General features: G+C 65.2%; 11 protein-coding genes. 7 read left to right on the forward strand and 4 right to left on the reverse strand.

All coding sequences use genetic code 11. The features are described 5' to 3' along the window. Window positions 1–10: 10 nt before the first annotated feature. Window positions 11–1,960, reverse strand: coding sequence for a DNA topoisomerase IV subunit B (parE, locus tag Q0799_RS00175; protein WP_298392960.1), 1,950 nt, complete (start codon window positions 1,958–1,960; stop codon window positions 11–13). Window positions 1,961–2,139: 179 nt separating this feature from the next. Between parE and Q0799_RS00180 the strand changes: the two genes are divergently transcribed. Further along, the gene (locus Q0799_RS00180; RefSeq protein ID WP_298392961.1) at window positions 2,140–3,768 is read left to right on the forward strand and encodes a DUF342 domain-containing protein; all 1,629 of its coding nucleotides are present in this window, start codon (window positions 2,140–2,142) and stop codon (window positions 3,766–3,768) included. Between the two features lie 69 nt (window positions 3,769–3,837). Beyond that, window positions 3,838–4,491: an oxygen-insensitive NAD(P)H nitroreductase gene (gene nfsB / locus Q0799_RS00185; RefSeq protein ID WP_298392962.1), complete on the forward strand. Its 654-nt coding sequence runs from the start codon at window positions 3,838–3,840 to the stop codon at window positions 4,489–4,491. Between the two features lie 4 nt (window positions 4,492–4,495). On the opposite strand, the gene Q0799_RS00190 is transcribed toward nfsB, so the two are convergent. Further along, window positions 4,496–5,008, reverse strand: coding sequence for a GNAT family N-acetyltransferase (locus tag Q0799_RS00190; RefSeq protein ID WP_298392963.1), 513 nt, complete (start codon window positions 5,006–5,008; stop codon window positions 4,496–4,498). Between the two features lie 88 nt (window positions 5,009–5,096). Between Q0799_RS00190 and Q0799_RS00195 the strand changes: the two genes are divergently transcribed. Continuing rightward, on the forward strand, window positions 5,097–6,134 hold the full coding sequence (locus tag Q0799_RS00195) for a serine endopeptidase (RefSeq protein WP_298392965.1): 1,038 nt from the start codon (window positions 5,097–5,099) through the stop codon (window positions 6,132–6,134). On the opposite strand, the gene chrA is transcribed toward Q0799_RS00195, so the two are convergent. After that, a complete protein-coding gene (gene chrA / locus Q0799_RS00200; protein ID WP_298392967.1) occupies window positions 6,131–7,294 on the reverse strand; it encodes a chromate efflux transporter in 1,164 nt (387 codons plus the stop codon). The genes Q0799_RS00195 and chrA overlap by 4 nt on opposite strands. A gap of 124 nt (window positions 7,295–7,418) precedes the next feature. On the opposite strand from chrA, the gene Q0799_RS00205 reads away from it, so the two are divergent. From Q0799_RS00205 to Q0799_RS00220, 4 genes are read left to right on the forward strand one after another with little or no spacing between them, the layout of a single operon-like run. Next, window positions 7,419–9,308 carry an AsmA family protein gene (locus Q0799_RS00205; protein WP_298392969.1) on the forward strand — a complete coding sequence of 630 codons (1,890 nt, stop codon included), beginning with the start codon at window positions 7,419–7,421 and terminating at the stop codon, window positions 9,306–9,308. Between the two features lie 44 nt (window positions 9,309–9,352). Next, window positions 9,353–9,778, forward strand: coding sequence for a thioesterase family protein (locus tag Q0799_RS00210; RefSeq protein ID WP_298392971.1), 426 nt, complete (start codon window positions 9,353–9,355; stop codon window positions 9,776–9,778). Continuing rightward, window positions 9,775–10,659 carry a radical SAM protein gene (locus Q0799_RS00215; protein WP_298392973.1) on the forward strand — a complete coding sequence of 295 codons (885 nt, stop codon included), beginning with the start codon at window positions 9,775–9,777 and terminating at the stop codon, window positions 10,657–10,659. Before Q0799_RS00210 ends, Q0799_RS00215 begins: the two co-directional genes overlap by 4 nt. 38 nt (window positions 10,660–10,697) lie before the next feature. Beyond that, window positions 10,698–11,393, forward strand: a complete 696-nt coding sequence (locus tag Q0799_RS00220) for a UPF0149 family protein (RefSeq protein ID WP_298392975.1) — start codon at window positions 10,698–10,700, stop codon at window positions 11,391–11,393. A 50-nt stretch (window positions 11,394–11,443) separates the two neighbouring features. Here the strand turns inward: Q0799_RS00220 and Q0799_RS00225 are convergent, their stop codons facing one another. Beyond that, window positions 11,444–12,889, reverse strand: a complete 1,446-nt coding sequence (locus Q0799_RS00225; RefSeq protein WP_298392977.1) for a Do family serine endopeptidase — start codon at window positions 12,887–12,889, stop codon at window positions 11,444–11,446. Window positions 12,890–12,975: the final 86 nt, after the last annotated feature.

Here is a 12,975-nt window from a genome sequence, read left to right on the forward strand (position 1 = left end):
CGGTGCGCTCTCAGACATCCGTCTCGACCAGCCCGCCGTCCTTCTCCATCCAGGCCCGGCGGCCGGCGGCCTCGCCTTTGCCCATCAGCAGCGTGAAGGTCCGGGCCATTTCGACCAGGGTCTCGCGCGGTGCCTGGAACGGCACCAGCCGGCGGGTGTCCGGGCAGAGCGTGGTTTCCCAGAGCTGGTCCGGGTTCATTTCACCGAGGCCCTTGAAGCGCGAGACGGTGATCTTGTTCTCGTTGATGCCTTCCTCGCGCAGCTTGTGCAGGGTCTGCTCCTTCTCGGCTTCGTCGAGACAGTAGATCTTGCGCGTGTGGCCGCGGGCTTCGACGTCGACGCGGAACAGCGGCGGCTGGGCGACGTGGATGTGGCCCTTCTCGACCAGTGCCGGGAAGTGCTTGAGGAAGAGCGTGAACAGCAGGACCTGGATGTGCGAGCCGTCGACGTCGGCGTCGGACATGACGATGATGCGGCCGTAGCGCAGGCCGGAGAGGTCAATGCTGTCGAGCTGGTCGATGCCGTGCGGGTCGACGCCGACCGCCACCGAGATGTCGTGCACTTCGTTGTTCTTGAACAGCTGGTCGCGTTCGACTTCCCAGGTGTTGAGAACCTTGCCGCGCAGCGGCAGCACGGCTTGCGTTTCCTTGTCGCGGCCCTGCTTGGCCGAGCCGCCGGCCGAGTCGCCCTCGACCAGGAAGAGTTCGTTGCGGCTGATGTCGTCGGATTCGCAGTCGGTCAGCTTGCCGGGCAGGGTGGCGATGCCGGAGGATTTCTTCTTTTCGACCTTCTGCGTCGATTTCAGCCGGTTCTGTGCGGCCTTGACCGCCAGTTCGGCGATCTTCTTGCCGAAGTCGGCGTGGTTGTTCAACCACAGTTCGAACGGGTCGCGCACCATCTGGGCGACCAGCTTGTAGGCGTCGCGGCTGGTCAGCTTTTCCTTGGTCTGGCCCTGGAATTGTGGGTCGAGCACCTTGGCCGAGAGCAGGTAGGTCATCTTGCCGCAGACGTCTTCCTGCGCCAGCTTCACTTTTGCCGGCAGGATCGCGTGGTGTTCGGCGAAGGCCTTGACCGCCTCGAACACGCCGGATTTCAGGCCGGCCTCGTGGGTGCCGCCGTCGAGCGTCGGGATCAGGTTGACGTAACTTTCCGGCTTGCCGCCGCCTTCCTCGAACCAGGCCAGCGCCCAGGTTGCGCCTTCGCCGACGGCGAAACCATTTTCCACGGCAACATATTTCTCGCCGACGAAAATCGGCGCCACCGGCGTGCCGGCCATCATTTCGGCCAGGTAGTCGGCCATGCCGTTCTGGTAGCACCAGACCTTCTTGTCCTGACCGTCGATTTCCAGCTCGACGGTGACGTTGGGCATCAGCACGGCCTTCGAGCGCAGCAGGTGTTCGAGCTGGCCGAGGTTGACCTTCGGTGAATCGAAATACTTGGGGTCGGGCGAGATGCGTACCGTGGTGCCGGTGGTGCGCGGGCCGACCTCGCCGATTTTCGCCAGCGGCTCGACGACGAAACCGTCGGCGAAGACGATCTTGTGCACGCCGCCAGCGCGCTTGATCTCGACTTCCAGGCGGGTGGACAGCGCGTTGGTCACCGACACGCCGACGCCGTGCAGACCGCCGGAGAAACGGTAGGCGTTGCCCGATTCCTTCTTGTTGAACTTGCCGCCGGCATGCAGCTTGCAGAACACCAGCTCGACCGCCGGCTTGCCTTCTTCCGGATGGATTTCGACCGGGATGCCGCGGCCGTTGTCGGACACCTCGATGACGCCGTCGGCGCCGATGCGCACTGCAATCTTTTTGGCGAAGCCGGCCAGCGCCTCGTCGGCGGCGTTGTCGATGACTTCCTGGACGATGTGCGTCGGGCAGGTCGTCCTGGTATACATCCCCGGGCGTTCCTTGACGGGTTCAAGGTCCTTGAGGACGCGGATCGAAGCAGCGGAATAGTCGGTCATCGGGCGCGGAAGGGTTGTGTAAACGGAAGCCGGCGGTGCCGGCCGGAAAGGCTGCAGGATTTTAGCCGCTGCGTCGGCTTGTGCGCGGTTTTTTGCACATTCCCACATTTCGCAAAATTGGCGTATGGTAGCTAAAAATAACAATTCGCCGATAACCCTGGGAGTGAGGGAGACAAGCCGTGGACCAAGAAAACACTGGGCCGGCGCTGCAACTGCACTTCGACGAGGCGTCGAAGAAGCTGCTGGCGACCGTGATCACCGACCGCGAGGCGCCGCCGCTGGACGAGCCCGGCCTGCGCGAATTCCTGGCTGCGCAGGGTTGGGCTACGCTGCGTTACCTGCCGAACATGGCCATCGGCCTGCTGGCCAGTCTCAATGCCGGTGTTGCCAGCACGCTGCCGATTGCCGAAGCCATCGATGCTGCAGTCAGTATCGAGATATCCCCGGATGCCGTCGAAGCCTGGCTGAACATTGCGCCGTCCGAGGGCGGGGCAGCAGCCACGGTTGACGCCGTGCTCGCGCTGCTGGCCGACAACGGGATCGGCGAAGGCATCGACATGGCGGCGATCGAAACCGCCGTTGCCGGTGGCAGCGCCAGCCATGTCGTCATTGCCCGCGGCGTGCCGCCGGTGAATGGCGCCGACGGGCGGCTCGAGTCGCTGCTGCCGGAAGTCCGCGATCGTCGTCCCCAGGTCGATGCCAGCGGCCATACCGATTACCGCGATCTCGGCGACATCTTCGTCGTGCACAGCGGCGACTGGCTGATGCTGCGTCATCCGCCGACCGAAGGCACGCCCGGGCGCAGTCTGCTTGGTGAGACGATCCCGGCGACACCGGGCAAGGCGGTGATGTACGCCGCTTCGCTGCCCGGCACCGCCTTCGATCCGGCCAATCCCGACCTGCTGGTGGCGGCAATCAACGGCCAGCCGGTGGTCGTGGCCGGCGGCATGATGGTCGAGCCGGTCTATCGCGTGGCGACGGTATCAACCGCCACCGGCAACGTCGAATTCGACGGCAGCGTCGTGGTCGCCGGCGATGTGTGCACCGGCATGACGGTGCGCGCTTCCGGCGACATCGAAGTCGGCGGCGTGGTCGACATGGGCACGCTGGAAGCGGGTGGCAGCATCGTCGTCAAGGGCGGCGCCATGGGCTCGCTCGGGCGCAAGACCAGCGAGGAATGCCATATCCGCTGCGGCGGCAGCTTTCACTCGGCCTATGCCCAGCAGGCCAGGATCGAGGCGGGCGACAGCATCTTCATCGACGATACGGCGATGCAGTGCGAACTGACCGCGATCAACCACATCAATGTCGGCGGCAAGCGGCGCGGCCACATCATCGGCGGTCATCTGCAGGCGACGCTGTCGATCACCGGCAAGGTCGTCGGTTCGCCCAACCGCGTGCTGACGCATTGCGCCATCGGCGTCAATCCGTTGATGCACAAGCAACTGCTGCAGATGAGCAAGGTCCGCGACGAGCATGAAACGCAACTGCTCGAGGTCGCCAAGCTGCTCGACTTCGCCGGCAAGAATCCCGGCCGCCTGCGCCCCGAGATGATCGCCAAGGCGCGTGCCACCGCCGCCCAGTTGTCGGCGCAGATCGCCGAAATGCGCGAGGAACAGGATGCGCTGACCCACAAGATCGAGCTGTCGCAGCAATCCCGTGTGGTGGCCAAAGAGCTGCTGTGCGAAGGGGTCGAGGTGCATCTCGGCAACCAGTGCTACAAGGTGGTCGGCGAGCACGGCGCCTGCGCGGTTGGAATGGGTAGCCACGGCCTCGAATTGATGGCGATTGACGACAAGGAAGGCTGATCGGTCACGCTGCGGGAACTTCCTGCTAATCTCGCACACCTAGCTGTCGATCATTTACCAGGAGCACCCATGAACATCGCCGAAATCGCCACCACCCGCCGTACCTGCAAGGCCTTCGATCCGACCCGCAAGATCGATCCCACGGCCATCGAACAGTTGAAGACGCTGCTGCGCTTTGCGCCGTCGTCGGTCAATTCGCAGCCCTGGCACTACATCATTGCCAGCACCGAGGAAGGCAAGGAAAAGATTGCGGCAACGCTGGCCGGTCGTTTCGAATACAACGCGCCCAAGGTGCGCAATGCCTCGCACGTGGTTGTCCTCTGTGTCCGTCGCGACCTCGACGATGCCCACCTGCAGGCCCTGATCGAGCAGGAAACGCGCGATGGCCGCTTCGCCACGCCGGAAGCGAAGGAAATGCAGCACAACGCCCGCGTCTTCTACACCACGCTGCATCGTGACCAGTTGAACGACCTGCCGCGGTGGACCGAGAAGCAGATCTACATCGCCCTCGGCTCGCTGCTCTTTGGCGCCGCCGCGCTCGGCATCGACGCCTGCCCGATGGAAGGGATCGATGCCGCCGCCGTCGATGCGGCCCTCGGTCTCGAAGCCCAGGGGCTGCGCTGCGTGCTGCTGACTGCGCTCGGCTATGGCAGCGCGCAGGATTTCAACGCCACGCTGCCGAAGTCGCGTCTGCCGGTCGCTTCGGTGATCAGCGAAATCTGAGTCGTCAGCCGGCCGGCCGCGACATGTAGCGTGCCGGCCCGGGGTAGGTCGCCAGGGCCGTTGCGCCTGCCGGCGACAGCGCCTCGTGGTCGACGAAGCCCTGGCGCTGCCAGAAGCTGAATGCCGCCTGCACGCAAACCAGGGCCGCATGCGCCAGCCCGCGTTGGCGGGCGGCTTGCAGGGCGTGGCCGACCAGCGCCGCGCCCAGGCCGCAGCCGGCAGCCGAGGGCGATACCGCCAGATCGTGAAAATAGAGGCAGTCGGCCGATCCGGCCAGCTCGAAAGCGCCGCCCAGCGGCGTCACCTTGCCCAGTCGCGACGGGTAGGTCGCCAGATAGGCGCAGATTTCACCGTTTCTTTCCGCCACCCAGGCAAATTCCGCTGCCGTGTCCAGGCGCTGCTGCCAGGTTGCGGCATCCTCGTTCATCGCCGGCGGGTAGCACAGGCGCTGCACGGCCAGTATCGACGGCAGGTCGGTGGCTTGGCTGGGGCGAAGGCGGATTGGGTCGGGCAGCATGGGGATGCGATTCTAGGCCGGCAATCGGCGAAGTCAATTTGCCCGCCGACAGGTAACATGCGCTTTTCATCACAGTGAGGCGCCGTCGATGAGCAAGGCACTGCGTTGGTCGGAACGCTGGTTCCGCTTCGGATTGTGGATCGTTGCCGTGGTCTTCGCCAGTTTCCTGATCGGGCTGGGCGGCAATATCGTTGAAAACCTGCCGCGCGTCGAGCAGCGGCTGAGCTTGGACAGCTTCCTCGACCAGGCGGCCGCCGAGCGCCTGCGCGCCGAGATCGAAGCCGCGCAGCAGGCCCGCCAGACGGCGCAGGATGCGCATGACCAGGCGCAACTGAAACTGAACATCGCCCGTTCGGACGCGAGCACTGCCCGCGACACCTTCAACAACTGGCTGGCGACCCGACGGGCGACGCAACGCGCCGAGCAGGATCAGGAGCTGATCGCCCGTACCAGCGAGCTCGATGCCCTGAAAGCCGCCGAGCGTCAGGCGCTGGCGGCGGTGCAGACCCAGCAGCAGGCCCTGCTCGACCAGCAACAGGCGGAAAGCCGCGCCCGGCAAGCGCTGAGCGACATGCGCGAGGCGGCCGGCGAGCGCTATCACGACGAATTGCGCGGCCAGGAATTGCGCGTCTTCGGCTACCGCCTGGCGCTGACCCTGCCGCTACTGGCGGTCGCCGGCTGGCTGTTCGCCAGGCAGCGCAAGAGCACCTGGTGGCCGTTCGTCTGGGGTTTCATCTACTTCGCCCTGTTTGCCTTCTTCGTCGAACTGGTGCCCTACATCCCGAGTTACGGCGGCTGGGTGCGCTACGTGGTCGGCATCGTGCTCACCGTCCTGGTCGGGCGTTACGCCATCATTGCCCTGAATCGTTACCTGGAGCGCCAGAAACAGGCCGAGGCCCTGCCCGACGTCGAGCGGCGCAAGGAGCTGTCCTACGACGTGGCGCTGGCGCGGCTGGGCAAGAAGGTCTGCCCCGGTTGCGAGCGCGCCGTCGATCTGACCAATAACGCCATCGATTACTGCCCACACTGTGGCATCTGTCTGTTCGACCACTGTAGCGCCTGCAACGAGCGCAAGAGTGCCTTCGCCCGTTTCTGCCACGCCTGCGGCGCGGCAGCGCGCAGCTAGAGGAGGAGGGCGCCGGCCAGCGCGCAGCCGGCGACGACGCGCCACGGTGCCTGCTTGCCGAACATCAGCGCGGTGAAGGCGAGGGCGGCGAGCAGCAGTTCCAGCGGCCCGTGGATGGCGCTGGTCCATACCGGGTCGTAGAGCGCCGCCAGCAGGATGCCGACGACCACGGCATTGACGCCGGCCAGGGCGGCACGGGCGCGGTTGTTGGTGCGCAGCGCGTCCCAGAAGGGCAGCGCGCCGGCCAGCAGCAGAAAGGCCGGCAGGAAGATGGCCGCCAGCGCCAGCAGACCGCCGCCCCAGCCGTTGGGTGCGAGGTTACCGGCGGCGCCGAGGAAGGCGGCGAAGGTGAACAGCGGGCCAGGCACCGCCTGCGCCGCACCGTAACCGGCCAGGAAAGTCTCGCTGCCGATCCAGCCCGGAGCGACAGTTTCAGCCTGCAGCAGCGGCAGCACCACATGCCCGCCGCCGAAGACCAGGGCGCCGGCCCGGTAAAACGCATCGACCATGGCCAGCGCCTGTCCGGGGAAGGCCTGTGCCAGCAGCGGCAGTCCGGCCAGCCCCAGGAAGAAGAGCAGCAGCCAGACGCCGGCGGCGAGCGCTTCGCCGGGGGCGGTGACGCCTGACTGCTTGAGACTCAGGCCGATCAGTCCGCCGACGATAATCACGCCGATCTGGCTCCAGGCCGACGGCAGGGCGAGCAGAAATGCGGCGGCTGCCAGCGCCAGTACGCGCCGGGGCCAGTCCGGGCAGAGGCTTTTGGCCATGCCCCAGACCGCCTGCGCGACGACGGTGACGGCGACGATCTTGAGGCCGGCGATCAGGCCGCCGGGCAGGCGGTCGCCGAATTCGACCAGACCAATGGCAAACAGGATGAGCAGGATCGCCGACGGCAGCGTGAAGCCGCACCAGGCGGCCAGCGCGCCGCGATAACCGGCGCGTTGCAGACCGAGCGCCAGACCGACCTGGCTGCTCGCCGGGCCGGGCAGGAACTGGCAGAGCGCGACCAGATCGGCGTAGGCCGCGTCGCTCAGCCAGCGGCGACGATGAACAAATTCCTCGCGGAAATAGCCAAGGTGGGCGACCGGGCCGCCGAAGGCGGTCAGGCCGAGGCGGAGGAAGATCAGGAAGGTGTCGCGGACGGGGGAAGATTGCTTCATGTGCGCAGTTTAGCGGCGTAATGTTGCAGACAACAGGAAGGCTTACATTTTTGAACACTTGCCGGCGCCGGATTTGTTAGGCTCGTTCCTGCTTGTTCATCTGGGGTTCGAATCGATGTCCGTCATGCGCAAGATCGCTGTGGTTTTCGCCGTATTGTTCGCCCTGCTGGCCGTCGCGGCCGGTATCGTTTATGCCCTGTTCGACGCCGAGGCGATCAAACGCCAGATTACCGAACAGGTGGCCGCCAAGACCGGTCGGGTACTGACCATCGATGGCGAGGTCGGCCTGTCGATCTGGCCGGAACTGGCGGTGCGCGCCGGTCGCGTCAGCCTGTCGGAAGCCGACGGCAAGACGGATTTTGCCGCCATCGATTCGCTGCGCGTCGCCGTGGCGGTGATGCCGCTGTTGTCCGGGCGGCTGGAAGCGCGGGAAATCGAGATCGACGGTCTGGCGCTGACGCTGATCAAGCGGCGCGACGGGGCGCTCAATATCGAGGATCTGCTGGCCGGGCAGAACGAAAAACCGGCGATCGAGGCCAAGCCCGCCGCCGCAACCGCAGAGGACAGCCAGCCGCTGCAGGTGGACATCGCCGGTCTGGCTTTGCGCAACGCCCGCTTCACCTGGCGTGATGAGGCGGCAGGCAAAACGACCCAGCTTTCCTCGATTGATTTTTCGACCGGTCGCCTGCAGGCCGACAGCGCTGCCGCCACCCTGGCGATTGACGCGCTCAAGCTGGCAACGCGCGGCAGCAGCGGCGACGACAGTTTCGATTTTGCCATCGACATGCCGGCCATCCGCCTGGCCGGACAGCGTCTGGAAACACCGTTTTCCGGCAACCTGGGCCTGGTCAGCAGCAAGCTGCCAATGCGCAGCCTGAAACTGCCTTTGTCCGGCAAGCTGGCCGTCGATCTGGCCAAGGCGAGCGCCCGCCTGGGGCTCGATACCCGGCTCGACGAATCGAAAATCGGGCTGCAACTGGCGGTCGAGCGCTTCTCGCCGTTGCTTTTCGATTTCGACCTGAAGATCGATCAGTTGAATGTCGACCGCTACCTGCCCCCGAAACCGCGTGCCGATGCCGGTACAGCCAGGGCGCAGCCGTCCGGCGGCGCGCCTGCGCCCAAGGGCAAGGCCGACGACGCCATCGACCTGTCGGCGATCAACGATCTGAATTTCCGTGGCCGGGTGACGATCGGACAACTGCAGGCACAGGGCCTGAAAGTGTCGACGCTCGATGCCCGGATCGCGGCAGCCAACGGCCGATTGGATATCTCGCCGATGACGGCCAGGCTCTATGGTGGCAGCCTCGATGGTGCGCTGGGCGTCAATGCCCGCGGCAATGTGTTTACGGTGCGCCAGAAACTGGCCGGGGTCGATATCCGGGCGCTGATGAAGGACGCCATCGACAAGGAGCCGCTGGAAGGTCGGGGCAGCTTGTCGCTCGATGTGAATACGCGTGGGGCCAACGCCGATGCCCTGAAACGGGCGCTGGCCGGTCAGGCGGTACTCGAACTGCGCGACGGCGCGGTACGCGGGGTCAATGTCGGCAAAATGCTGCGCGATGCCAAGGCCGTGCTCAAATCCGGTCAGGCCGCCAGCAGCACGGCCAGCGCGACGGAAAAGACCGACTTCTCGGAACTGACCGCTTCCTTCCGGATTGCCGGCGGGGTGGCGCGCAACGACGATCTGGCCATGAAGTCGCCGCTGCTGCGCCTGGGCGGTGCCGGCGACATCGACATCGGCAACAGTCGTATCGACTATCTGGCCAGGGTCAGCATCGTCGAGACCTCGAAGGGGCAGGAAGGCAAGGATATCGCCGAATTGCGCGGCATCACCGTGCCGATCCGCCTGCGCGGTCCGTTCGATAAGCTGTCGTACTCGCTCGAAGTCAATGATCTGCTCAAGGATGCAGCCAAGGCCAAGGTCGAGGAAAAGAAGCAGGAACTCAAGCAAAAGGCCAACGAAAAACTCCAGGAAAAGCTGGGTGACAAATTCAAGGGACTGTTCGGGAAATGAGTCTTCCGACCTAGAATGCGGGCTTTCCCGGAAACTCTTTTGCCATGGCCCGCATCCGCATCGAACTGCCTGAAACCTTTGTCTTTGCGACCGAGGTTCCCATCTATATCCAGCACATCAATTACGGTCACCACCTCGACAATGCCGCGCTGCTGATGCTGGTCGCCGAGGCGCGGGTACGTTTCTTCAAACATTTTGGCTGGAGCGAAATGGATGTGGACGGACCGGGCATCATCGTCGCCGATGTCGCCGCCCAGTACCGTTCAGAAGCCTTCCACGGCGAGACGCTGGTGATCGGCTTCGCTACCGCCGACTTCCACGAACACGGTTGCGACCTGCTCTGGCAACTGAATGACCAGGCCAGTGGCCGCGAAGTTGCCCGTGGCAAGCACGGCATCGTCTTCTTCGATTACGCAACGCGCAGCAAGGCCAGGGTGCCGGCCAGCTTCATCGCCAAGGTCGGCGCATGATTCCGATCCGCTACGTCGAGCCGGTGTTCCGGCCGCCGTCGGAAGCCGAGTCGCTGATCCTGCCGGTGACCGACGGCTGTTCGTGGAACCAGTGCACCTTCTGCGAGATGTACACCGCGCCGCAGAAGAAATTCCGCGCCCGCGATGAGTCCGAAGTGCTGGACAGCATCCGTGCCACCGGTGAGCGCTACGGCAGCGACATCCGCCGCGTCTTCCTGGCCGACGGCGACGCGCTGGTTTTGCCGACGCGCCGGCTGCTGACCGTGCTCGAAGCGATCCGCACCCACCTGCCGGCGGTGCGCCGCATTTCCAGCTACTGCCTGCCGCGCAACCTGAAGAAGAAAAGCCAGCAGGAAATCGACGAACTGGCCGCTGCCGGCCTCTCGATGGTCTATGTCGGCGCCGAATCGGGCGACGATGCGGTGCTGGCAGCCGTCAGCAAGGGTGAGACCTTCGATTCCACGGTCGACGCGCTGAACAAGCTCGGCGCTGCCGGCATCAGCCGTTCGGTGATGATCCTCAACGGCCTCGGCGGGCGCGAACTGTGGCGTCAGCACGCGGAAAATTCGGCGCGCCTGGCCAACGCCACCCAGCCGGAATATCTGGCAACGCTGGTGGTCAGCTTTCCCAAGGGCGAACAGCGCCTTCGCGCCGGTTTCCCCGGCTGGGAACCGCTGGCTCAGTCCGAACTTTTCGCCGAGATGGAGACTTTCCTGAGCGGCCTGGAACTCAAGCGTACGGTGTTTCGTTCCGACCACGCATCGAACTGGTTGATCCTCAAGGGCACGCTCGGTGCCGACAAGGAACGCCTGCTCGCCCAGGTGCGCCAGGCCATCGCCGGCGAGGCAAGGCTGCGTCCGGTCTGGGCGCGGGGACTCTGAAACTGGGCTATCATTCGCCCATTGCCAAGGAACAGCCCATGAATCCCAATCCCCTGACCGAGGCCGATTTCGACCGGCTTGAAGAATTGCTTGAAGCCGAGGTGTTCGGCGAGGACGCGATGCGTCTCGACGAGGCACAGGCGCTGATCTGTGCCGTGGTCAGCAGCCCGGAACCGGTTCAGCCGTCGGTCTGGTTGCCGGAAGTGCTCGGCCCCGGTGCCGACAAAAGCGACGATCCGGTGGTGGCCGAGACGGTCGAACTGCTGATGCGCCTGAACAACGATATCGCCAAGTCGCTGTTCGACGACGAGACGATGTCGCCGATGCTTTACCCGGTCGACGAGAATTCCGAGGAATACGATTTCGCTGCCTGGGCCGATGCCTATGTCTACGGCGCCGGTCTTGGCGGTGACTGGTACGAGCTGGCCGGCAAGCATGCCGACGATCTGTCCGAGTTGCTCGAGCCGATGTTCATGCTCAACGGCATGCTCAAGGAAGATGCCGAGAAGAACGGTGAGCGCTGGTTCAATCCGGCCGAGGAAGCGCGTCTGCTGGCCGACCTCCAGGACAACCTGCCGGTGATCGTGCAGACGCTGTACAACTTCTGGCGCGCCAAGCGCGGCGGGGCGACGGTGCAGCGCGACGAGCCCAAGACCGGACGCAACGATCCCTGTCCCTGCGGCAGCGGCAAGAAGTTCAAGCAGTGCTGCGGTAGTCCGGAAAAACTGAACTGAAAACAAAAATGGCCGGGAAATCCCGGCCATTTTCTTGAGTGCTGTGGCGATCAGCCCAACTCGACCGGCACGAAGAGGCGGGTGTTGCCGCGCTCGATCAGGATGGCCGCACGCTTGCCGGACTGGGCCAGGGCAGCCTTCAGCTTGTCGGCATCGCCGACTGCCTGACCATTGACCGAGACGATGATGTCGCCGGCGCGGATGCCCGCCCGTGCGGCGGGTCCGCCGCTCCGTTCGACGAGCAGGTTGCCGCTGCTGCCGGTCCGGCGTTTTTCTTCGGCCGTCAGCGGGCGGACGGCGACGCCAAGGCGGTTCTGGCCGCCGGTGGGGGCCTCGGCGCTGGCGCTGCGTTCTTCCTCGAAAGCACCGACCTGGACGACGATGTCGCGGGCGGCACGGTTGCGCCAGACCTGCAGGCGGACGTTCTCGCCGGGGCGCTTGGCGGCGACGATGGCGGGCAGTTCGCCCGACAGTTCTACCCTTTCGCCATCGATGCCGAGGATCACATCGCCCGCTTCTAGTCCGGCCTTGCCCGCGGGGCCGTCCTTGTCCACCGAGGTCACCAGGGCGCCGGCCGGCCGGCTGAGGCCGAAGCTGTCGGCCAGCGACTGGTCGATCTCCTGGATGCTGATGCCAATGCGACCGCGCTCGACCTTGCCGTGCTTGACGATCTGCTGCTGCACGTTGATCGCCAGTTCGATCGGGATGGCGAAGGACAGGCCCTGGAAGCCGCCGCTGCGTGAGTAGATCTGTGAATTGATGCCGATCACCTCGCCCTGCATGTTGAACAGCGGGCCACCGGAGTTGCCCGGGTTGACCGCCACGTCGGTCTGCAGGAAGGGTACGTAGCTGCCGTCGGGCAGGCTGCGCGACTTGGCTGAAATGATGCCGGCGCTGGCGCTGGATTCGAAACCGAAGGGCGAGCCGATGGCCAGCACCCAGTCGCCGACCTGGGCCTGGCGACTGTTGCCGATGCGTACGGTCGGCAGGTTGCGACCTTCGATGCGCAGCACGGCGACATCGCTGGCCTTGTCCTGGCCGAGGATTCTGGCCTTGAACTCGCGCTTGTCGTTGAGCTTGACGACGACTTCGTCGGCATCGGCGACAACGTGGGCGTTGGTCATGACCAGGCCGTCCGCCGAGATGATGAAGCCGGAGCCGAGACCGCGGGTCGGCGTGCTCTCGCGCGGCACCATGCCGCGGAACTGGCGGAAGAAATGGTAGAAGGGGTCGTTCGGGTCGAGTTGCGGGAAGCCGGCCGCGCCTTCGCTGCGTTTGCCGGTGACGCTGATGTTGACCACGGCCGGGCCGTTGGCGGCGACGATGCTGCGCATGTCGGGATAGCCGATCGGCGCCGGCAAGGCGACCGGGGTAGTCACGGCAGCCGGCGGTATCTGGGCGACCGGCGCCTGTCCCGGGCCGAGTGCCCAGGCACCGCCGATGGCGGCGGAAACGGCGAGGGCGGCAAGGCTGAGTTTCAATCGGGTGCGGGGCATGGGGATCTCCTCCTTCGTATTCGACACCGGCAGTATCTGGGGGCTGCCGCGCAATTTCAAACCGCCTTTTTGCGACGATTTGTGAC

The sequence above is a fragment of the uncultured Azonexus sp. genome, from assembly GCF_937982035.1.
Lineage (GTDB): Bacteria > Pseudomonadota > Gammaproteobacteria > Burkholderiales > Rhodocyclaceae > Azonexus.

Excerpts from the sequence above, each read along its gene's own strand:
- Q0799_RS00225 (WP_298392977.1), bottom strand. The coding sequence starts at position 12,889 with ATGCCCCGCACCCGATTGAAACTCAGCCTTGCCGCCCTCGCCGTTTCC.
- chrA (WP_298392967.1), bottom strand. The coding sequence starts at position 7,294 with ATGAAGCAATCTTCCCCCGTCCGCGACACCTTCCTGATCTTCCTCCGC.
- Q0799_RS00195 (WP_298392965.1), top strand. The coding sequence starts at position 5,097 with ATGAGCAAGGCACTGCGTTGGTCGGAACGCTGGTTCCGCTTCGGATTG.
- parE (WP_298392960.1), bottom strand. The coding sequence starts at position 1,960 with ATGACCGACTATTCCGCTGCTTCGATCCGCGTCCTCAAGGACCTTGAA.
- nfsB (WP_298392962.1), top strand. The coding sequence starts at position 3,838 with ATGAACATCGCCGAAATCGCCACCACCCGCCGTACCTGCAAGGCCTTC.
- Q0799_RS00220 (WP_298392975.1), top strand. The coding sequence starts at position 10,698 with ATGAATCCCAATCCCCTGACCGAGGCCGATTTCGACCGGCTTGAAGAA.
- Q0799_RS00205 (WP_298392969.1), top strand. The coding sequence starts at position 7,419 with ATGCGCAAGATCGCTGTGGTTTTCGCCGTATTGTTCGCCCTGCTGGCC.
- Q0799_RS00190 (WP_298392963.1), bottom strand. The coding sequence starts at position 5,008 with ATGCTGCCCGACCCAATCCGCCTTCGCCCCAGCCAAGCCACCGACCTG.
- Q0799_RS00215 (WP_298392973.1), top strand. The coding sequence starts at position 9,775 with ATGATTCCGATCCGCTACGTCGAGCCGGTGTTCCGGCCGCCGTCGGAA.
- Q0799_RS00210 (WP_298392971.1), top strand. The coding sequence starts at position 9,353 with ATGGCCCGCATCCGCATCGAACTGCCTGAAACCTTTGTCTTTGCGACC.